Raw genomic sequence first — 19,082 nt, 5'->3', positions numbered from 1 at the left:
CTGTGTCGTATGCGGGGGCCTGACAGGAAGGAGACTCTGCCGCAACCCGACGCCGCGAGGCAATTCTGTGTTGCGTGGGAAAGCTCACACCACGTTCGGCCCACGGAATATCGGGAATGGCCCGCACACGACGGCGCCGCCCGGCTAGGCTCTCGGCCTTTGCCGGACGGCGCCGACTCCCCTGAAAGCGCCCCGGAACGGGACAGGGGTGCGAAACAGCGTCAGATGTGCCCGTCCTCCAGCATCTCGGTCACCAGGGCCGCGATCTGCGACCGCTCGGAACGGGTCAGGGTGACATGCGCGAAGAGCGGATGCCCCTTCAGTTTCTCCACCACGGCGACGACTCCGTCGTAGCGGCCGACCCGCAGGTTGTCCCGCTGCGCCACGTCATGGGTGAGCACCACCCGGGAGTCCGCGCCGATCCTGGAGAGCACCGTCAGCAGGACGTTGCGCTCCAGGGACTGCGCCTCGTCCACGATGACGAACGCGTCGTGCAGGGACCGGCCGCGGATGTGGGTGAGCGGCAGCACCTCCAGCATGCCGCGCGCGGTGACCTCCTCGATGACCTCGCGCGAGGTGACCGCCGACAGCGTGTCGAAGACGGCCTGTGCCCACGGGCTCATCTTCTCCGCCTCGGTGCCGGGCAGATAGCCCAGTTCCTGCCCGCCGACCGCGTACAGCGGGCGGAAGACCATCACCTTCTGGTGCTGACGGCGCTCCAGCACCGCCTCCAGACCCGCGCAGAGGGCGAGCGCCGACTTGCCGGTGCCGGCCCGGCCGCCCATCGACACGATCCCGATGTCCGGGTCGAGCAGCAGATCGAGCGCGATCCGCTGCTCGGCGCTGCGGCCCTTGATGCCGAAGACCTCGCGGTCCCCGCGCACCAGCCGGACGTCGCCGTCGGGGGTGACCCGCCCGAGGGCCTTGCCGCGCTCCGAATGGATCGTCAGCCCGGTGTGCACGGGCAGCGCGGCGGCCTCCGGGACCTGGACGCGGCCCTCCTCGAAGAGGGCGTCCACCTGCTCGGCGGGGAGCGTCAGTTCGGACATCCCGGTCCAGCCGGAGGCGTCCGTGATGGCGAGTTCCGCCCGGTACTCCTCGGCGAGCAGGCCCACCGAGGACGCCTTGATCCGCAGCGGCAGGTCCTTCGAGACGACGGTGACGTCGTACCCCTCGGCCTGGAGGTTGCGGGCGACCGCGAGGATGCGGGAGTCGTTGTCCCCCAGGCGGTAGCCGGTGGGCAGCACGCTGGGGTCCGAGTGGTTCAGCTCGACCCGGATCGTGCCGCCGAGGTCCCCGATCGGGATGGGGGCGTCGAGGCGACCGTGCCGGACCCGGTAGTCGTCCAGCAGACGCAGCGCCTGCCGGGCGAAATAGCCGAGTTCGGGATGGTGCCGCTTGGCCTCCAGTTCCGTGACCACGACGATGGGGAGCACGACCTCGTGCTCGTCGAAGCGGGTCAGGGCGTTCGGGTCCGCCAGCAGGACGCTGGTGTCGAGGACGTAGGTGCGCCGGTCTGGCTTGTGGCGCTTTGTGCTGGTCACCACGGAAGGACGTACCCCCTCGGATGAGGTCGGGGAGCGACGAGGTGGATGCCGGGCCGGGAGAGCGGGGGCATCGGGGCCGGTCGCCGGCCGCGATGCGCGGGCCGGTGACCGGCCCGCCACGTCTTCGTCCGCGCTGTGACCGCACGGTCGGGCTGGTGCAAAGGGCCTCCCGGGCGGACGGCCCCGAGCCGCCCGCTGAGATCCGACACCCGTGGTTCGGGTGTCGGCCTGTCTGGCTTATGCCCTCGAACATGCACCGCCATGCAGGAGCACGGGACGGCGCATGGATGAACTCCTCGTGAAAACGGGTACGCGGCCTCGGGAGCGGCGTGTCGCGTCAGCCGCCGTAGCGGCGGTGGCGGGCCGCGTAGTCGCGCAGCGCGCGCAGGAAGTCGACCTTGCGGAAGGCCGGCCAGAAGACCTCGCAGAAGTAGTACTCGGAGTGCGCGGTCTGCCAGAGCATGAAGCCGGACAGCCGCTGCTCGCCGCTGGTGCGGATGACGAGGTCGGGGTCGGGCTGGGCCCGGGTGTAGAGGTGCCGCCCGATCATCTCGACGTCGACGGCCTCGGCAAGGTCCTCCAGGGAGGTGCCCCGGTCGTGGGCCTCGCAGAGCATGGAGCGCACGGCGTCGGCGATCTCCTGCCGGCCGCCGTAGCCGATGGCCACGTTGACCACTATGCCCTCGACGTCGGCGGTGGCCTCCTCGGCCTCCTTGAGCACGGCCTGCATGCCGGACGGGAGCAGGTCCATGGTGCCGACGTGGTGCACACGCCAGCGGCCGTCGGCGGCCAGGGCGCGCACGACGCCCTCGATGATGCCGAGGAGCGGGACCAGCTCCTCCTGAGGGCGGTCGAAGTTGTCCGTGGACAGCAGCCAGAGGGTGACGACCTCGACGTCCGTCTCGGTGCACCAGCCGAGGAACTCCTCGATCTTCTCGGCACCCGCCCGGTGTCCGTGGACGGTGGTGGAACCCGCGGCCTTGGCCCAGCGTCGGTTGCCGTCCATGATGACGCCGATGTGCTTGGGCACCTGAGCGTGGTCCAGGTGGCCTTCCACCCGGCGCGCGTACAGCCTGACCAGCAGGCTGCGCAGCTTGTCGCGCAGGTTCACGTGTTCGTCAGCCCCTCCGTATGGATCGGACAGGCGCGGCCGGGGGTGTTCCCTGTCCGTGCGGCGGCCTGGTCCGTATGGCGGTCCCCGGGGGCGAAGCCTACCCCCGGCCACACCCAGGGTCCCCCAACGGGCCGCCCGCCGCCCCCGGATGCCGGGCGGCCGCAGGGCCGGGTTCCGGACAGGGGGACGGCGGCTCCGGCGGCGGGTCCGACGACGGGTCGCCGACCGGGGGACGGCGCTCCCCGGACGGGGCGGCGGCAGGCCCCCGGACATAAAACGGGCCGGTCCGTGGGGGGGAGACGGACCGGCCCGAGGGGGGGTTTCCACCATAACCCTTCGTAAGTGATGCTGCGTGCATCAGCGCGCCACAACTACTCTCCGGATTCGCCCGGCGACGTTTCGGCAGTGATGGAATCTGCCATTCCTTACCGGATCATGGCCGGTTCACAGCGAAATCACAGGCGAAAGCGACCGAATGAGCCAGAAACCGAAGGGTTTGCGCCATCTGGGGCCCGCGTGGCGAGTCGTCCTTGCTTACCCCGCACGGGCGACCCGGGTGTTCACACCCGCTTGACGCCCGGGGCGCCTCACCCCGGGCCGGCCGGACCGGACACGGCCGCCGCCATCAGGGGGCACGGCGCCGCGCAGCCCCCTCCACTGCGCGATGCCCCTCGCGCAGCTTTGCTCACGCGAATTTCGTTGGTCTGAACTTACGCCAGACGGAGCAGTGACGGGAGGGAAAGACGATAACGATGTGGAAACTGTGACCGGTGTGAACGGCTCCGGACCCGGTCAGAGCGGCTTGCGCGCCTCGAAGAGATGGCGCGCGCTGTACGCCACGAACGGGCCGTCCGCCGCGATCCGCCCGTGCAGCTCCCGCAGCCGGTCCTCGTACGCCTCGGCCGTGAAGCCGGGGACCATCCAGACCACCTTGCGCAGGAAGTGGACGACGGCCGCGATGTCGTGGAACTCCATGCGCAGCCGCTCGGCCCGCAGCGCGACCACGTCGAGGCCGGCCGCCTCCGCCTCCGCGCGCTCCCGGCCGGGGTCCCGGGCGGTGCGGGTCTGCTCGGGCTGCGGCCCCAGGAACCACTCGACGAGTTCGAAGACGCTGGCCGGTCCCACGTGCTGGGCGAAGTACGTGCCGCCGGGGCGCAGTACGCGGACGATCTCCGCCCAGTGCGGGCGGACCGGGTGCCTGCTCGCCACCAGGTCGAAGGCGCCCTCGGCGAACGGCAGCGGCGCGGCCTCGGCGGCGGCGACCACCACGGCGCCGCGCGGGCGCAGCAGCGCGGTGGCCTTCGCCACGTTCGGCGGCCAGCCCTCGGTGGCCGCGAGCAGCGCCGGGACCCGCGCGGCCCGCCCGAGCGCGAAGTCGAACACCTCTCCGCCCCCGGTCTGCACGTCGAGCACCGCGTCCGCACCGGCCAGCCGGTCCGCCAGCGACACCGCGTACCCCCAGGAGGGTCGCTCCTCGGTGGCCCGCCCCGCGAACCACGAGAAGTCCCACCCCTCCGTGGGCACGGCGGCGCCTTCGGCCACGAGGTCCTCGAACGATCGGGGACGGGGGTGGGGATCCGCGTGGGGATGCGGGTGCGGGTGCGGATGTGGGTGGCGGGGGTCGTGGTGTGCCATGGCGGCGATCTTCTCAGGCGGGGCGCGGTCCGCCGACCGGTTTACGGGGCGCGGGGCGGGGAGCGGGAGGCGGGGAGCCGCGGTCGGTCGTCGCCGGCCGGGGCGGTGACGGTGGCGGTGGCGGTGGCGGTGGCGGTGGCGGTGGCGGTCAGGGCACCAGCGGGCGCACCTCTTCGGCGGTGAAGCGGAGGAAGCCCTCGGGGTCCGGTTCGTCGGCCGTGGGCTGGAGGACCACCGTGTCCGCACCGGCGTCGGCGAGGGCGCGGACGGCCTTCGCCACGGCCTGCGCGTCACCGGCGACCCCCAGATCGGGCACGGTGTCCACGCCTTCGTTGGCCAGTTCGGTGCGCAGGCGGCGCAGGGCGTCGGGTCCGGTGGTGGTGAGGAGGTTGACGACGACGCGGTGCGGCCCGGTGCGGCCCGCCGCCTCCCGCCCCTCGTCGATGAGCCGACGGGCCCGGCGGACGCCCTCCGGCGAGGTCGCGACGGTGAGGATCGTGCCGTCGGCGACCTCACCGGACAGCCGCAGCGTGCGCGGCCCGGTGGCACCGGCGAGGACCGGGACCTCGCTGCCCGGCGGCGGTGGCCAGTCCAGGGCCACGTCGGTCAGCCGGACGTACCGGCCCTGGGTGGTGAGCCGCTCGCCGCCCAGCAGGGCGCGCAGCGCGTCCGCGTACTCCCGCAGCAGGGTCATCGGGGACTCGACGCGCGCCCCGGCCTGCTCCATCCAGTCCTGCACGCCGTGCCCCACCCCGAGGAGCGCGCGGCCCGGGAAGAGCCGGTGCAGCGTGGCCGCCTCCATCGCGGCCACGGCCACATTGCGCAGCGGCACGGGGAGCAGGCCGACGCCGACCCGGACCCGCTCGGTCCAGGCGAGCGCGGCGGCGGCCGTGGAGATCCCGCCCTCCAGGAAGCAGTCCTCCCACAGCCACAGCTCCTCGATGCCCGCGTCGTCGGCGAGACGGGCCATCGACCGCAGTCGCTCGGGGGGCAGTTGGGGACGGAAGACAGCGCCGAGAACGGTCATGCGGGGTTCCTCCCCAGGGACTTCGCGGCTCATGCCGTCCGCGGCGCGATGTGTTCCCGTCAGGCCGCGGCGGCTCCCAGGAGCACGCCTGTGCACGCCCCGGCGAGCATGAACGGGCCCAGCGGCATCGTCGCCCCGCGCCCCGCCCGGCGCAGCAGCACCAGGCCGAGACCGTACACGGCGCCGTAGAACAGCCCGGCGAAGCCGCCCGTGATCAGCACCGGCCAGCCGTACCAGCCGAGCAACGCCCCGAGCGACAGCGCCAGTTTGACGTCGCCGAAGCCCATCCCGGACGGGTTGACGAGGAAGAGGACGAAGTAGGCGGCGCCCAGGGCGAGCGCGCCCAGCAGCGCGTCCGGCCAGGATCCGGCGGCGGCGGGCAGCAGCGCGGCCAGGCCCAGCAGCGCCGCGCTCCCGGCGGCGAGCGGCAGGGTGAGGACGTCCGGGAGCCGCCGCACCCGGTGGTCGACGAGCGCGAGCAGGACGCCGACCGGCGCGGCCAGCAGCCAGACCGCCGCCTCCGGGCGCGGTCCGGTGGCGGCGGTGAGCGCGGCGCAGACGAGGGCGGTGACGGCCGCGACGGCCGGGGTGCTCGGCCCGTACCCCCCGCAGGGCCCGGAGGCGGGGGCGCAGCGCGCCCGCCCCACCCAGCCGCCCAGCGCCCCGCCGAACGGATGCCCGCCGGGGCACTTTGCCCGCCACGGCGCACCGGCCTCCACCGACAGCCGGTGCGCGGCGCGGGGCACCAGCAGCCCGGCACCCGCGCCCCACAGGGCGGCGACGACGATCAGGAGTACGCGCACGCGGGGACCCTGGCCGGGACGGGGCTGGTGAGTCTGGCGGGTCTGTTCGCCGGACGGCTACGGTCGGCGGGGAACGTACGCGGCGCAGCGGCGGTGAGGAGGCGGCCGGCGGCATGGGGGCGCGATGGCGGGACGGGCGGGGCAGCCTGGTGGTGCACGGGCCCATGGACGAGCTGGGCAGGGTGGGCACGGCGGGCAGGGTGGGCGGGGCCGTGGACGGGCTCGTGGTGCCGCTTGAGCTGGCCACGTCCTACCGGGCCCGGACGAAGGGACTGCTCGGCCGGGACCGGGTGGACGGTGCGCTGCTGCTCTCGCCCGCGGGCAGCGTCCACACGTTCGGCATGCGCGTCCCGATCGACGTCGCCTACCTCGACCGGCGGCTGCGCGTCCTCGCCGTCGTCACGATGCGTCCGGGCCGCCTGGGCCTGCCCCGCCTCCGCTCCCGGCACGTCCTGGAGGCGGCGGCGGGGGCGATGGCGGGGTGGGGGCTGCGGGCGGGGGTCCGGGTGGAGGTACGGGTGTAGGGGCACAGGCACGAGCGGTCCGTCAGCTCTGGGTGCGGGGGAAGGTGACCTCCACCCGGCGGTTCTTCTTGCGGCCGTCCTCCGTGGAGTTGTCCGCGATGGGGTAGTCCTCCGCGTAGCCGCGTACGTCGAAGGTGACGTTCGGGTCGTTCAGCTCCTGGGAGAGGACGTCCTGGACGGCGTTGGCGCGCTGCTTGGACAGGACGACGCCGTGTTCGTGGGTGCCGAGGTTGTCGGTGAAGCCGAAGACGCGGACCTGGGGGGCGTGCTGCTTCTTGATCTCCTGCGCGATGGCGTCGATACGGGAGCGGGCCTGGTCGCTCAGTTTCGCGCTGTCCTTGGCGAACAGGACCTCCGCCTGGAGCGCGAACGTCACGTCGGTGTTGGTGTCCTCGCGGCGTTCCTCACCGCCCTGGTCCTCGACGACCGACTTGATGTCCAGCACCTTGGGCGCGGCGAGGGTGGCGCCCTCCGGGAGCTTGAGGTCAGGGTCGTTCGGGTCGACCCGGACGGGCGGCGACGCGGACGCCTCGGTGCCCGGCGGGACGCTCGGATCCGTACCGTCCGCACGGACCGCCGCCGCGCCGTAGAACTGCGCGGTGAGCAGGAGGGCGGCCGCGGCGGCGAGGACGAGGGGGCCTCGGCGGGGCGGGGTGCGGGTGGGGGTGGGGGTGAAGGTGTGGGTCATGGTGGCCGCCTCACCCGGAGATCTTGATGGTGCCGCTGGAGAAGGTGGGGAGTTGGAGGGTGACGTCGGTGGTGGTGGTCGGGGGGGCGGGGAACTGCATGAAGACGGGGAGTGTCTGCCCCGACTCGATCGTCGTCAGGCCCACCGTCGTCAGCGGCCGCCCGTCCGTGTCCCGGAGCACGTAGTAGCGCTTCTTCCCGTTGGAGTCCACGAGCGTGGCTCCGCCGAGCGACTGACCGTGCTTGATGATCTCGGTCTCGTCGCCGCTCATCTGTGAGGGGATGACGGCCGACTTCGCGCCGTCGTTCTTCAGGACGCCGTTGACGGTGACGAATCCGCCCGCGTCGCGCTGTGCCGAAGTGGCCTGGAAGAGGAGCCCGTCCGGCCCCCGCAGTTCCGCCAGGGGCGCCTGCGACTGACCCTGCTGAGCACTCGGAACGGACCCCCCGCTGTCCTTGGACGCCGCGGACGTGGGTTCCGGGTGCTTGTCCTCGCCGCCACCGCCGCAGCCGACCGCACCGACGGCCAGCCCGGCCGCCATGGTCAACGCGAGCAGACCCCTGCGGGTCCTCGCAGTGAACCGCATGCTCATCGCTCTGCTTCCTTCTTCACTCGTCGTTCGCAGGTCGGTCGGCCAGGTGGACGTCGAAGAGGTCCTGGGGCTCGGGGAGATCCGTGGGGTTCTTCGGGTCCACGTCCCACTGCTTGCCGTGGCACGTGAGCACCGGCAACGGACCGGCCCCGGCATCCGCTGCCGGTGGACCGATGTCGCAGCGCGGCTCGATCACGGCCGTAGCGGACGCTTTGGAGTGCTTGGTGCTCGTCAGGGGGACGACGGACTCTCCCACGGGATTGTCGGTCTCGACCCTGACTGTGTAGCCCAGGAACTGCTGCCGGCAGGCACCGTCCAGGAGATGCGCGTCGTTCTGAGCGGCGAGTTCGGCGGCCCGCCAGCACGAGGAGCGAACTTCCCGGCCGTGACCGGTGAGGATCTCCTGCCACTCGTTCGGGTCGAGGACCGCCGCCACCCATTCACCCGCGAGTTGGTCCCTGGTGTCCTGGGCCGCGGCGAGCGCAGCGGCGTCCGCGGCCGTCTGGGCACCGCTGCGGTTCACCGTCGCCTGGCCGACCGCGAAGTACACCAACGCGAGGAAGAGCAGGCCCGCCATCACCGTGATGTAGATGGGGAATGCCTGTCCCGCGTCGCCGTACCGGCGGCGGTGCGTCAATTGCCGACCTTGCCGATCAGCCCGGTGATCTTGTTGAGGATCGTCTGCCCGATGCTCGTGCCGTTGATGACGAGCACGATCGCCACCACGACGGCGAGGATGCCCAGATACTCCACCGCCGTCTGCCCCCGGTCGCCGGTGCGGCGGCGCATCGCCGCTGTGGTGGTGTTCTTCCAGCCCTGTACGCGGACCTTGGTCGCAACCGCGGTCTTCAGCATCAGGTTGCTCATGGTGATCCCCTCCGGGTTCGGGCTCGGTGCCGGTCGCGGCAGGGGAAGGGTAGGGCGGGGCGGAGGGGCGTTCCGAGGGTCCGTGGGCCCAATTCCGGGCCCAGATCCCGGGCGTCGGCATCCCGGGTCACCCCCGTCCCTGCGACGGGGAGTCCGGGGCCGTGCCGAGCCACTTGGCGGCGGCCTCGGCGCGGCTGGTGCTGTGCAGCTTGGCGAAGATCCGGTTGATGTGGTTCTTGACGGTCTTCTCGCTGATGAAGCAGGCGGTGGCGATCTGCTGGTTCGTCATGCCGGATGCGATGAGGTCCATGATCTCCGCCTCCCTCGCGCTGAGCCGGAACCTCGCTCTGTCGACCGGGGACGACTGTCTCACAGTCGGTTGCATCTGCGAAAGCGATTCGACAGAAATAGTGGGGCGAGCGGGAGTTGAGGCCACTGACTCGTGTGCATTCGCATCCCCCAGGTCCTCCGGCAGGGAGCCCGCCGCCGGTGCCGGGCGCTGTCGGAGCTGGTCCAGCAGGGCTCCCGCCGCCGTGGCGGTGAGGTGGGCGCGTCCGTGCGTGATGTCCCGTACGGCGTCGACCAGTTGGTCGGCGGTGAACTCGCCGTGGACCAGATAGCCGCCCGCGCCCCGGCGCAGGGCCTCCTGGACGACCTCCGGCTCACGGCTGTAGGTGAGCATCAGGACCGGGGCGACCGGTACGAGGTACGGCAGGGCGGAGATGCCGTCCACCCCGGGCATCCGGACGTCGAGCAGGACCACGTCCGGCCGGTGCAGGCGGGTGGCCTCCCACGCCTCGCGGCCGTCCGCGGCCTGGGCCACCACCGTGATGTCCGCGCGCCCGCAGAGCAGCGCCGTCAGCCCGGCGCGGACCACCGGGTTGTCGTCCGCGACCACGACCGTCAGGGGCCGGCCGCGGCCTGGTCCTGGTTCCGGGGACGGCGGCGGGGCGGGGGTCGGGGGCGGCGTCGCGGGCGGCATCGGGGCCTCCTCTCGGGTGCGGGCGGGGTCCGGAGGCGGTGCGGGAGGGCGGTCAGGGGCCGGAGGGCGGGTGGGGAGGGTGAGGCGGCAGGGCGTCCAAAGGGAGTTCGACGCGGACTTCCGTGCCGGTCCCAGGGCGATCGGCCGGGACCATACGGAGGCGGGCGCCGATCGCGGTGGCGCGTTCGGTCATGCCGAGCAGTCCGAAGTGGCCGCTGTCACGCAGGTGTTCGAGAGTGGTGCCCGGGGGCAGGCCCCGGCCGTCGTCGCGGACGGTGAGGCGGAGCAGGCCGCCGTCGACGTCCGCGCCGACCTCGACGCGGGTCGGCGCGGCGTGGCGGTGGGCGTTCTCCATCGCCTCGGCGGCGATGGCGAGGAGGTGGCGGGCGACGGCGGGCGGCAGCGGGGGCATCGTCGTGGTCGAAGCCGTGGTGGGGGCCGCGCTCGGGGCCGTGGTGGGGGCCGTGGCCGTGCGGAAGGTTGTCGGCACGCCCGTGCGGACGCTGAACGCCCGCGCCTCGGAACCCAGTTCCGCGCACAGGTCCGTCCTGCGGTCCGGGTCGTGCGCGCGCCGCAGGTCCGTGAGGAGGTCCCGTGACTCGGCGGCGGCGCGGCGGGCCGAGCGGGCGACCAGGTCGGCCTGCCGCCGGATCAGGGCCGGGTCCGGGCGGACCACCCCGGCCGAACACGCCAGACCGTCTGCGGCCAGGGCCACACCGTGCAGGGTCTTCGCCACCGAGTCGTGCATCTCCCGTGCCAGCCGGGCGCGTTCGGCGTTCACGGCCTCGGTGACGGCGAGCCGTGCCTGGACCGCGGTCAGCGTGCGGGTGGCCTCGCCGAAGCGGAGAAGCAGCGTGCGCTGGGTGGCGCCGACCGCGCCCACGATCAGGCACAGGCCGGGGAAGAGGGCGGACTGGGCCAGGTCGGCGTGCGGCTGTCTGGCGGCGATGTGCACCAGCAGGAGGATCAGCGACTGGAGCGAGGCGAAGAGCGCCGCGCCGCGCCAGCTGTAGACGAGGCCGGCCAGCAGCGGGGTGCAGACGCTGACGTACGCCAGGACGCTGTCCGGTCCGGCCGCGATGAGCGGGAGCGCGCCGAAGAGGGTGTCCAGGACGAGGAGGGTGGGGTGCCGCAGGAGCAGCGGGCCGAAGCGCTCCCAGTCCCGGAAGAGCACGTAGGAGCCCATGAAGGTGACGACCACCGCGGCGCCCACCAGGCGGACGGCCAGGCCGGGGGCGGCGTGCACGAGGGCGACGGGGGCGGCCAGCGCGATCATCGCCAGGCGGAACGCGAAGACATGGCGGCACATCGCTTGCAGGGCGCTGATCTGGAGCTTTTCCGGCGCGAGGGGGTGCGGGGCGGGAGCCGACGCCAGGGCGGGGACACCCTCGGGTACCTGTACCTGTGCCGGGACCGGGACCGGCGCAGGCTCGGGGTCCCCTCCCCCTCCCCCCGCTTCCGGCGCCGTGCGCGGCGCGTGCCGGAGCAAGCCCGTGCGGAGGTGGCGTTCCTCCGTGGTCGGCGTGGTCGGCATGGTCGGCGTGGTCGGCATGGTCGTACGCATCTGGCTCCTACTCCCCTGTGACGGAGCCGAAGTCCACGCCGGAGCCCAGGAGGAGGCCCGCGGCGAGGAGGATGAGGGTGGCCGGGACCATGAAGGTGGTGATCATCATGGTGGCCTTGGGGACCGCGCGGGCGGCCTTGCGGCGGGCGTTCTGCGCGTCGGTGCGGCGCATGTCCTTGGCCAGGGACACGAGCGTGTCGACGATCGGCGCGCCCAGTTCCTCGCCCTGCTGGAGGGCGGTGACGAACATGGCGACCTGCTCGGAGTCGTTGCGGCGGCGCAGTTCCGCGAACGCCTCGCGGCGGCTCATCCCGAGGTCCATCTGGCGCAGGGTGATGCGCAGTTCGTCCGCCCACGGGCCCTCGTACCGGGAGGCCACCCGGTCCAGCGCCTGGCGGAAGCCGAGTCCGGCGCTCACCACCACGGCGAGGACGTCGAGGAAGTCGGGCAGCGTGCGCTCGATGACGTCGCGGCGGATGCGGATGGCCGACCAGATGCCGACCTCGGTCCAGAACGCGCCGAAGGCGAAGAGGAGGAGCGCGACGACGTACTGTCCGCGCAGCAGGGAGATCAGGCCGCCGAAGCCGCCGAGGAAGCCGTAGACCGCGCGCCGGGCCGCGTAGCGGTCGATGGTCAGGCCGCCCGGGTTGCCCGCCAGGTCGATCTTGCGGCGGTAGCGTGCGACCAGCTTGGGGCCCATCAGGCGCAGTACGGCGGGGGCGTAGCGCATGCCCAGGCGGTCGATGACGGAGCCCACCGCGCCGGTGCGGGTGGCGCCGACCTCCAGGGCGAGGGCGAGGTCGCTGGGCAGCCGGGCGTCCGCGCGGTACATGCGGACACCGGCGAAGACGCCCGCGACGCCGAGCGCCGCCACCAGGGCGAGCAGCCATGCCATCGTCGGTTCTCTCCTTTCTGTCTTCCGGTGCTTCCGACTCGCCCGCTCCCGCGGGCCGTTCTGGCGCTATACGTCGATACGGGACATCCGGCGGATGAGGAAGAAGCCGACGGCGTAGAGCGCGAAGGCGACGATCACGGCGCCCTGGCCGAGCGGGGAGCCCGTCATGCGCTCCAGGGCACCGGACTTGACGCCGTTCATCAGGAAGAGCGCGCCGACGCCGAGCACGGGTACCGCGTACGAGGTCATGTTGACCTGGGAGAGCTGGGTGCGGATCTCGCGGCGGGTCTCCTTGCGCTCCTCCAGGGTCTCGGTGAGGTTGCGCAGGGCGCCGACGACCTGGCCGCCGGCCCGGTTGGACAGGACGAGGGTGGTGACCAGGACGACGAGTTCGCGGGAGGGCAGCCGGTCGGCGAGTTCGCCGAGGGCGTCGTCCATCGAGGCGCCCAGCGCGAGCTGGTGGGCGACCTTGCCCAGTTCCTCGCCCGCGGGAGCCTCCAGTTCCTCGGCGGCCATGCCGATCGCGGTGCGCAGGGCGAGGCCGGCCTGGGTGGCGTTGGCCAGGATGCGGGCGAGTTCGGGGAGCTGGTTGATGAACTTCTCGATGCGTTTGGCGCGCTGCCAGTTGAGGAACTGCACGGCGGCCCAGACACCGAGGATCCCGGCGAGCGGCCCGAAGAACGGGGCCAGGGCGGCCTGGCCGATCAGCCAGAGGGCCGCCACCACGGCGAGCATGCAGGCGAAGAACTCTCCGGGGGTGACGTCCAGGCCGGTGGCGGCGAGCCGCAGTTCCAGCCGGCGGCCGAGGGCGGTGCGGCGCAGTCTGCGGTCCAGGGAGCGGAAGCGGCGTCTGCGGCCCGTCTCGGTGCCGCCGGTCAGGGCGAGCCGGTCGACGAGTTCGGCGCGCTGGGCCCGGCCGGAGGTGTAGGCGTGCAGGCCGACGACGGCCAGGACGCAGGCCAGCAGGGCGACCCCGGTGGTGAGGGTGACGAGGGTGCTCAGTTCCATGGGGTGGCTCCTGACCGCGGGACGGCTCCTGACCGCCTGCTCCGGACGCGTCGTGGCGGGGTGGCCGTGGGCGTCGCAGGCGTCGCAGGCGTCGCAGGCGTCGCAGGCGTCGCAGGCGTCGCAGGCGTCGCAGGCGTCGTACTAGGCATACGGCTCATACGGCTTCCCGGGTGGCCAGTTGGTCCGTGGACCGGGCGACGCCGAAGGCCGCGGGGACGGGCTGGCTCGCCATGTGGAGGCGGTCGGCGGCGCGGCGGGGCAGCGGGTGGTGCGCGAAGGCACCGTGGATGCGGCCGTCCGCGGTCATGGGCCGGGCGGCGAAGCGGGCCACGGTGGTCAGCCGGTACGGCTCGCCGCCGTGGCTGTCGAGCAGGGCGATCTCGGTGACGCGGCGGGCGCCGTCCGCGAAGCGGGTGAGCTGGACGAGGACGTCCACGGCACTGTTGATCTGGTCGTGCAGCGCCGGGAAGGGGATCTCCACCTCGGACATGGAGGCCAGGGTCTGAAGGCGCATCAGGGCGTCCTCGGCGCTGTTGGCGTGCACGGTGGCCAGCGAGCCGTCGTGGCCGGTCGACATGGCCTGGAGCATGTCCAGCGACTCGCCGCCGCGGACCTCGCCGACGACGATGCGGTCGGGGCGCATGCGCAGCGAGTTGCGGACGAGGTCGCGGATGCTGATCCGGCCGCGGCCCTCGACGTTGGGCGGGCGGGCCTCCAGGCGTACGACGTGGTGCTGCTGGAGCTGGAGTTCGGCGGAGTCCTCGATGGTGATGATGCGCTCGCCGTCCGGGATCAGTCCGGACAGGGCGTTGAGCAGCGTGGTCTTGCCGGTGCCGGTGGCGCCGGAGACGATGATGTTGAACCTGGCCTGCACCAGTCCGGCGAGCAGATAGAGCATGTGCTCGTCGAGCGAGCCGAACCCGATCAGCTCCTGGAGGGTGAAGGAGCGCGGGAAGCGGCGGATGGTGAGGACGGGGCCGGTCAGCGACAGCGGCGGGATGATCACGTTGACGCGTTCGCCGGACGGCAGCCGGGCGTCGACCATGGGGTTCGTCTCGTCCACGCGCCGGTTGACGGTGGAGACGATCCGTTCGATGGTCTGCATCAGCTGCTCGTGGGAGGCGAAGCGGAGCGGGAGCTGCTCGACCCGGCCACCGCGCTCCACGAAGATCGCGTCGGGGCCGTTGACCATGATCTCGGTGATGGACGCGTCTTCGAGCAGGGGTTCCAGGATGCCGAGGCCGAGGGCCTCGTCGACCACCCGGCGGATCAGCCGGGAGCGCTCGGCCGTCGACAGGACCGGGCCCTCGCGGCTGATGATGTGCCCGAGCACCCGCTCCAGCCGTACCCGGCGCTCGGCGGGGGCGAGCGCGCTCATCTCCGCGAGGTCGATCTCCTCCAGGAGCTTCGCCCGGTAGGAGGCGACCAGATGGGCGTCCTCGCCCCGGCTGCCTTGCTCCTGCGGGGAGTTGATGCGTGCGCGCAGACTCATGGGGGCGGGGCTCCTCGTCCTCGGTCACTGGTCGAGCGGGGGTCGTCGAGCGGCATGGTGGCGGTCTTGCGGACCGTGCCGACCGGGTTCCACAGCGGGATGACGGAGGGGATGCGCACGGTGGCCGTGACGGTGACCGTGTCGCCCCCGGCGGCGGGGGAGCAGGTGGTACGGCCGGAGAGGCCGCCGCTGACCGCCGCCGCGCACGCCGCCTGCGCGTCGTGACCGAGCGAGGCGGCGCGCGCCCCCGCCCGTGCCGCCGTACCGGCCTGGAGGGCGCAGAAGGCGACGAGTCCGATCTGGATGGCCGCGAGGCCGACCAGCAGCAGGACCGGGACGAAGCCCAGGTACTCGATGGCGACCTGGCCACGGTCGGCGCGCGCGCCGCGCCGGGACCGCCGGATCCACGGCATCTCAGCGCTTCACCTCCTCCACGGCGGCGGCATGGCCGCTCACCGGGATGGGGAACCCGATCAGGCCCGGCAGCAGGACGGGGACGCGCAGGTGCACGGTCGCCGTCACATAGCCGCTCCCCCGCCCTCCGCAGTCGATCGCGGCGTCGCCGTGCCAGGCGCCCGGCAGCGCGCCCAGGGCGGCCCGCTCGCACGCGCCCTGGTAGTCGCCGGTGGCCGCGGTGCCCACCCGGGCTCCCTCGTCGGCGGCGTTCCCGGCGAGCGTGAACGTGTATCCCAGCAGCACGCACTGCCACATCAGGACGAGCGTGACGATGATGGTGGGGGCCATGCCCAGGAACTCGACGGCGACCTGCCCGCTGTCGGACCGCAGCCGCAGCCTCAGCCTCACCCGCGCACCGCCGTACGGCACCGGAGACCGCGCGCCCGCGCCCCGCGCACCGCCGCACAGCACCGGAGACCCCGGGCCCCCGCCCCGCACGCCGCCCCGTAACCGCCGTCGCCCCCTGGTCGCCCCGCTCGTCCCCCCGCTCATCCCCCCGCCTCCCTGCGCCGCCGGAAGCTGACCGAGCCCCGGTCGCCGTGCATCCGGCCGTGTCCCTTGGCGGTGGTCACCGGCCGCTTGACCAGACCGAGTTCGGCGGCCAGGCCCCACAGGGCCTGCTTGACCGTGCTCCGGGCGTCCAGTTCGTGGATGCGGCCGGCGTCGACGAGGCCCTGGAGCTCCTTGAAGTTGGCGGGGACGGCGGTCGCGGCCACCGGCGTGCCGGTGATCCGGCCGATGAGCGCGGGCTGGATCTCCGTGGCCCGGTTGTGGCGGTTGACCACGACGGTGGTCTCCTCCGCCTTGCGGACCTGGAGCCGGTCCCACATCCGCACGGTCCGCTTCGCGGCGCGCACCGCGATCACGTCCGGGGTGGTGAGCAGCAGCGCGGTGTCGGCGGTCTCCACGGCCGCCGCGCCCGCGCCGCCCAGTTGGGACCCGCAGTCCAGCACGACGATCTCGTAGCGGGAGCGCAGCGCGCCGACGATCTGGCGGGCGGCCCGGTCGGTGACCTCCTCGCCGCGTTCGCCCTCGCCGGGGGCGAGCAGCAGGGCGAGGCCGGTGTCGTGCCGGAAGACGGCGTCGGCGAGGACACGCGGCGAGATGTCGGTGATGGCGGCCAGGTCGACGACCGAGCGGCGGAACCGGACGTCCAGGTAGGAGGCGACGTCACCGGTCTGGAGGTCCATGTCGACCAGGGCGGTGCTGTGGCCGGACGCCTGGGCGGCCAGGGCGAGCTGGACGGCGGTCAGGGTGGTGCCGACGCCGCCCTTGGCGCCGCTCACCGTGACCACGCGCCCGCCGGCCCCGCCGGACAGGTCGGCGCCGTGTCCCAGGTGGCGCCGTACGCCCACCGACCACTGGGCCACCGCCTGGACCCGGCTGGCCAGTTCCTCGTAGCCCAGCGGCAGCGGGACCAGGCCGCGGGCACCGGCGTCCATGGCGGCGGAGAACAGGCCGGGGCTCGCGTCGGAGGTGACGAGGATGACGCCGACGGCCGGGAAGCGCAGCGCGACCTCGCGGATGAGCTCCAGCGCGGGGACGGGGCCGACGCGTTCGTGCACGACCACGACCTCGGGCAGTTCGTCGACGGATTCGGCGGCCAGCCGGGCGAGGGTGTCGACGAGCTGGGTGGAGTCGCCGACGGCGGCCAGCGGTTCCGCGTCGGGGAGCTGGCTGAGCAGGGTCGTGAGGGACCGGACCGCGTCCGCGTCGCCGGCTGCCGGGAGGATCCTGGTGGGCATGGCTGCGGGCCTCTCACTTGTCGTTCGCGAGTTCGTAGGTCCGGTCCTTGGCCGGCACGTCGGTGTCGCCGCCGGGCGCCACCAGTGCGAGCCGGACCCGCTGGGCGAAGGACTCGGCGTAGGTGATGCGCTGGGCGTCGATGGTGGAGAGCGCGAAGGTGATGGGCACGGCCTCGGTGGGCTGCCGGTCGCGGCTGTCGGCGCCGGGGTCGAGGGCGGTGATCCGGCCGACGTCCAGGACCCGGGCGTTGGTCACGATGATCTTGGACTGGGCGGGGTCGCCCTGCCGTGCCCCGGGGAAGGTGGCGTAGACGTTGACGGTGGCGCCGGGGGTGATCTTGCCGGCCACACCGGTGGCGGCGTCGATCATGATGGCGACCTCCTGCTGCCCGGGGCGCAGCGCGGGCTGGTTCACGATCATGTCGCTCTGGAGCAGGGAGCCCTGGCGCAGCGTGGTGACCGCGATCTTGCCGCGGACCTGGCCGAGGTCGGTGACGGCGTTGGGCGACAGCCAGCGCTTGGGCATCCGGACCTTCTCGAACTGGCCCGCGCTCAGCGGTGTGTACGGCTGTACGTCGGCCTTCAGCTGGTACGCCGTCACCTCCGGGCCGACCTTCGACCTGACGTCGCTGATGAGGGAGAGCACGCCGGCGAACGCGCCGAGGGCGCACAGCACGGACAGGAGCAGGAGTATCACACCGCGGCGCTGACGGGAGTTCATGAGCCGTACGACCTCGTTGGGGGGTTCGTTCGAGCGGATTCGACGGGGTGCGGGTGGTGCCCGGTGGTGCCGTACCGGTGCGGCCGTACGGTCCACCGGTACGTCGGCCGGGGGGCGCGGGCTCACCCGGCGGGCGCGCGGCTCTCTCGGGTCCGGTACGGCTCGTGCGCCTCGTACGCCCCCGGCGCACCCTGCGTGCCGGAAGCGCCGTGCGCACCGGACGTACCGGAAGCGTCGTACGCGCCGTACGCACCGGACGCGCCGTACTCCCCCTGGCCGTCCGGCCGTTCGCCCGGGTCGGGCGGTGCGGCGGAGCAGAAGACGCAGCGGTCGCCGATGACGTCGATGCCGCACCAGTGGCACACGCTCTGCCGTACGGAGGCGACGAGTTGGTAGAGGACCGACAGGTCGGGCAGATAGCCGCAGAACTCGATCAGCTTCCCGGTGCCCCACCAGGCGGCGGACTCACCCGGCAGGGCGGCCTCGCGCAGGCCGAGCGCCCGCCAGGCCGGGGCGAGATGGGCGCCGATCCAGTCGGACTGGAGCTGGCCCTTGGCGACCAGCATCCAGGTCGCGAAGTCCGGTCCGGCTAGGGTGGCTTCGGGCCCGATGCGCACCAGTTGGGGCTGGGGATGGGCGAGGACGCCGAACTGGCTGCCGGGCACCCAGGACCTGGCGTGCGCCTTGAGGTCGACGGGGACGCGGTCCAGGCGGGTGACGGAGTTGAGCACGGCACCGCAGTGGACGTAGTGCGTGAGCAGGCGGGCGGCCGAGGCCAGCACCCCGGGGCCGAGGTCGCAGGAGGCCAGCTGGCGTAACTGGCGGGCCAGGACGGCGACTCCGAGCGGCGGCAGGTCGGAGCGGTAGAGGGCGATGCGGTCGCTCTCCAGCAGCGAACGCACCGTGTGCAGCCGGCGCTCGGCCCCGGCGGGCAGGGCGCGCGAGTACACGACGATCAGATGCGGGTGCTGGTCGAGCAGGGTCCGTATGCCGTCGAGCGTGCGCTCCAGGGGCTCCCGGGCCAGGTCCCCGAGGACCGCTGCGGGCACGGTCCGTTCGTCCTGGGCGGGCAGTGCCATGTCCGCGCCGGTCACCGCGATCGCAGTTGACACGCCAGCTCCCCGTCTGCCGCCGGTCGGCCCGCCGGTGTTCGTCCGGCGCACCGAGTTGACTTCACTGCGTGACTACGTGAGCACTGTAACCACGCGCCTGTGACCGGAGAACAGCGATTCGCCGACCCGATGGCATGCGTTGCCGCACAAGTCATTTCAAACCCGGGCAGGTTGTGCGCCCGGAGCCGACCCGAAAGCGTGGCGGCGGGACGGCCGGTTGACTCCCGCCGCGCCGGACGGAGGGCACGGAGCGGACGGTTCCGGACGCCTCGCAGGGCACGGATTTGGTCTGGACCTCTTGACAATGCAA

At 73.0% G+C, this 19,082-nt stretch carries 20 protein-coding genes and 1 pseudogene; 2 read left to right on the top strand and 19 right to left on the bottom strand.

Translation table 11 applies throughout. From position 1 onward, the window contains the following. Positions 1 to 221: 221 nt before the first annotated feature. The 5 genes from B086_RS0104220 to B086_RS0104200 form a co-directional block, all read right to left on the bottom strand. Positions 222 to 1,547, bottom strand: coding sequence for a PhoH family protein (locus tag B086_RS0104220; RefSeq protein WP_018565155.1), 1,326 nt, complete (start codon positions 1,545 to 1,547; stop codon positions 222 to 224). A gap of 337 nt (positions 1,548 to 1,884) precedes the next feature. Then, positions 1,885 to 2,658: an isoprenyl transferase gene (locus tag B086_RS0104215; protein WP_018565154.1), complete on the bottom strand. Its 774-nt coding sequence runs from the start codon at positions 2,656 to 2,658 to the stop codon at positions 1,885 to 1,887. A 795-nt stretch (positions 2,659 to 3,453) separates the two neighbouring features. Next, complete coding sequence (locus tag B086_RS0104210; protein WP_078530968.1) at positions 3,454 to 4,296, bottom strand: methyltransferase domain-containing protein; 843 nt, start codon at positions 4,294 to 4,296, stop codon at positions 3,454 to 3,456. A 148-nt stretch (positions 4,297 to 4,444) separates the two neighbouring features. Then, entirely contained in the window at positions 4,445 to 5,323 is an 879-nt protein-coding gene (locus B086_RS0104205; protein ID WP_018565152.1) for an LLM class flavin-dependent oxidoreductase, read from the bottom strand. Between the two features lie 59 nt (positions 5,324 to 5,382). Further along, the gene (locus B086_RS0104200; RefSeq protein WP_018565151.1) at positions 5,383 to 6,126 is read right to left on the bottom strand and encodes a prepilin peptidase; all 744 of its coding nucleotides are present in this window, start codon (positions 6,124 to 6,126) and stop codon (positions 5,383 to 5,385) included. Between the two features lie 113 nt (positions 6,127 to 6,239). Here B086_RS0104200 and B086_RS0104195 point away from each other — a divergent pair, with 113 nt between their 5' ends. Continuing rightward, on the top strand, positions 6,240 to 6,650 hold the full coding sequence (locus B086_RS0104195) for a DUF192 domain-containing protein (protein ID WP_018565150.1): 411 nt from the start codon (positions 6,240 to 6,242) through the stop codon (positions 6,648 to 6,650). A 22-nt stretch (positions 6,651 to 6,672) separates the two neighbouring features. Here the strand turns inward: B086_RS0104195 and B086_RS0104190 are convergent, their stop codons facing one another. From B086_RS0104190 to B086_RS0104155, 8 genes are all read right to left on the bottom strand, one after another. Further along, positions 6,673 to 7,338 (bottom strand): OmpA family protein, encoded by a 666-nt coding sequence (locus B086_RS0104190; protein ID WP_018565149.1) that lies wholly within the window; start codon positions 7,336 to 7,338, stop codon positions 6,673 to 6,675. A gap of 10 nt (positions 7,339 to 7,348) precedes the next feature. Beyond that, on the bottom strand, positions 7,349 to 7,930 hold the full coding sequence (locus B086_RS0104185) for a hypothetical protein (RefSeq protein WP_026252087.1): 582 nt from the start codon (positions 7,928 to 7,930) through the stop codon (positions 7,349 to 7,351). 16 nt (positions 7,931 to 7,946) lie between these two features. Beyond that, on the bottom strand, positions 7,947 to 8,567 hold the full coding sequence (locus B086_RS0104180) for a pilus assembly protein TadG-related protein (protein WP_018565147.1): 621 nt from the start codon (positions 8,565 to 8,567) through the stop codon (positions 7,947 to 7,949). Next, entirely contained in the window at positions 8,564 to 8,797 is a 234-nt protein-coding gene (locus B086_RS0104175) for a hypothetical protein (RefSeq protein WP_018565146.1), read from the bottom strand. Before B086_RS0104175 ends, B086_RS0104180 begins: the two co-directional genes overlap by 4 nt. Before the next feature lie 127 nt (positions 8,798 to 8,924). Further along, positions 8,925 to 9,779 (bottom strand): response regulator transcription factor, encoded by an 855-nt coding sequence (locus tag B086_RS0104170; RefSeq protein ID WP_026252086.1) that lies wholly within the window; start codon positions 9,777 to 9,779, stop codon positions 8,925 to 8,927. A gap of 52 nt (positions 9,780 to 9,831) precedes the next feature. Then, the gene (locus tag B086_RS39080; protein WP_018565144.1) at positions 9,832 to 11,088 is read right to left on the bottom strand and encodes a sensor histidine kinase; all 1,257 of its coding nucleotides are present in this window, start codon (positions 11,086 to 11,088) and stop codon (positions 9,832 to 9,834) included. A 262-nt stretch (positions 11,089 to 11,350) separates the two neighbouring features. After that, positions 11,351 to 12,238: a DUF5936 domain-containing protein gene (locus B086_RS0104160; protein ID WP_018565143.1), complete on the bottom strand. Its 888-nt coding sequence runs from the start codon at positions 12,236 to 12,238 to the stop codon at positions 11,351 to 11,353. Between the two features lie 66 nt (positions 12,239 to 12,304). Continuing rightward, positions 12,305 to 13,246, bottom strand: coding sequence for a type II secretion system F family protein (locus B086_RS0104155; protein WP_018565142.1), 942 nt, complete (start codon positions 13,244 to 13,246; stop codon positions 12,305 to 12,307). On the opposite strand from B086_RS0104155, the gene B086_RS44500 reads away from it, so the two are divergent. Further along, on the top strand, positions 13,245 to 13,391 hold the full coding sequence (locus B086_RS44500; RefSeq protein ID WP_018565141.1) for a hypothetical protein: 147 nt from the start codon (positions 13,245 to 13,247) through the stop codon (positions 13,389 to 13,391). The genes B086_RS0104155 and B086_RS44500 overlap by 2 nt on opposite strands. Positions 13,392 to 13,400: 9 nt before the next feature. Here the strand turns inward: B086_RS44500 and B086_RS0104145 are convergent, their stop codons facing one another. The 6 genes and pseudogenes from B086_RS0104145 to B086_RS39075 form a co-directional block, all read right to left on the bottom strand. Further along, the gene (locus B086_RS0104145; protein ID WP_018565140.1) at positions 13,401 to 14,738 is read right to left on the bottom strand and encodes a CpaF family protein; all 1,338 of its coding nucleotides are present in this window, start codon (positions 14,736 to 14,738) and stop codon (positions 13,401 to 13,403) included. Continuing rightward, positions 14,735 to 15,151, bottom strand: a complete 417-nt coding sequence (locus tag B086_RS0104140; RefSeq protein ID WP_018565139.1) for a TadE/TadG family type IV pilus assembly protein — start codon at positions 15,149 to 15,151, stop codon at positions 14,735 to 14,737. The genes B086_RS0104145 and B086_RS0104140 overlap by 4 nt, the downstream gene beginning before the upstream one ends. A gap of 1 nt (position 15,152) precedes the next feature. Beyond that, the gene (locus B086_RS0104135) at positions 15,153 to 15,536 is read right to left on the bottom strand and encodes a TadE/TadG family type IV pilus assembly protein (RefSeq protein WP_026252085.1); all 384 of its coding nucleotides are present in this window, start codon (positions 15,534 to 15,536) and stop codon (positions 15,153 to 15,155) included. A 146-nt stretch (positions 15,537 to 15,682) separates the two neighbouring features. Then, complete coding sequence (locus B086_RS0104130; protein WP_018565137.1) at positions 15,683 to 16,939, bottom strand: AAA family ATPase; 1,257 nt, start codon at positions 16,937 to 16,939, stop codon at positions 15,683 to 15,685. A gap of 13 nt (positions 16,940 to 16,952) precedes the next feature. Beyond that, positions 16,953 to 17,660 carry a Flp pilus assembly protein CpaB gene (gene cpaB / locus B086_RS0104125; RefSeq protein WP_018565136.1) on the bottom strand — a complete coding sequence of 236 codons (708 nt, stop codon included), beginning with the start codon at positions 17,658 to 17,660 and terminating at the stop codon, positions 16,953 to 16,955. 299 nt (positions 17,661 to 17,959) lie between these two features. Beyond that, positions 17,960 to 18,739: pseudogene (locus B086_RS39075) on the bottom strand (hypothetical protein); the annotation flags it as partial. Positions 18,740 to 19,082: the final 343 nt, after the last annotated feature.

The sequence above is a fragment of the Streptomyces sp. PsTaAH-124 genome (assembly GCF_000373685.1).
GTDB classification, from domain to species: Bacteria; Actinomycetota; Actinomycetes; order Streptomycetales; family Streptomycetaceae; genus Streptomyces; species Streptomyces andamanensis.
This window is presented reverse-complemented; position numbering and strand designations above follow the sequence as displayed.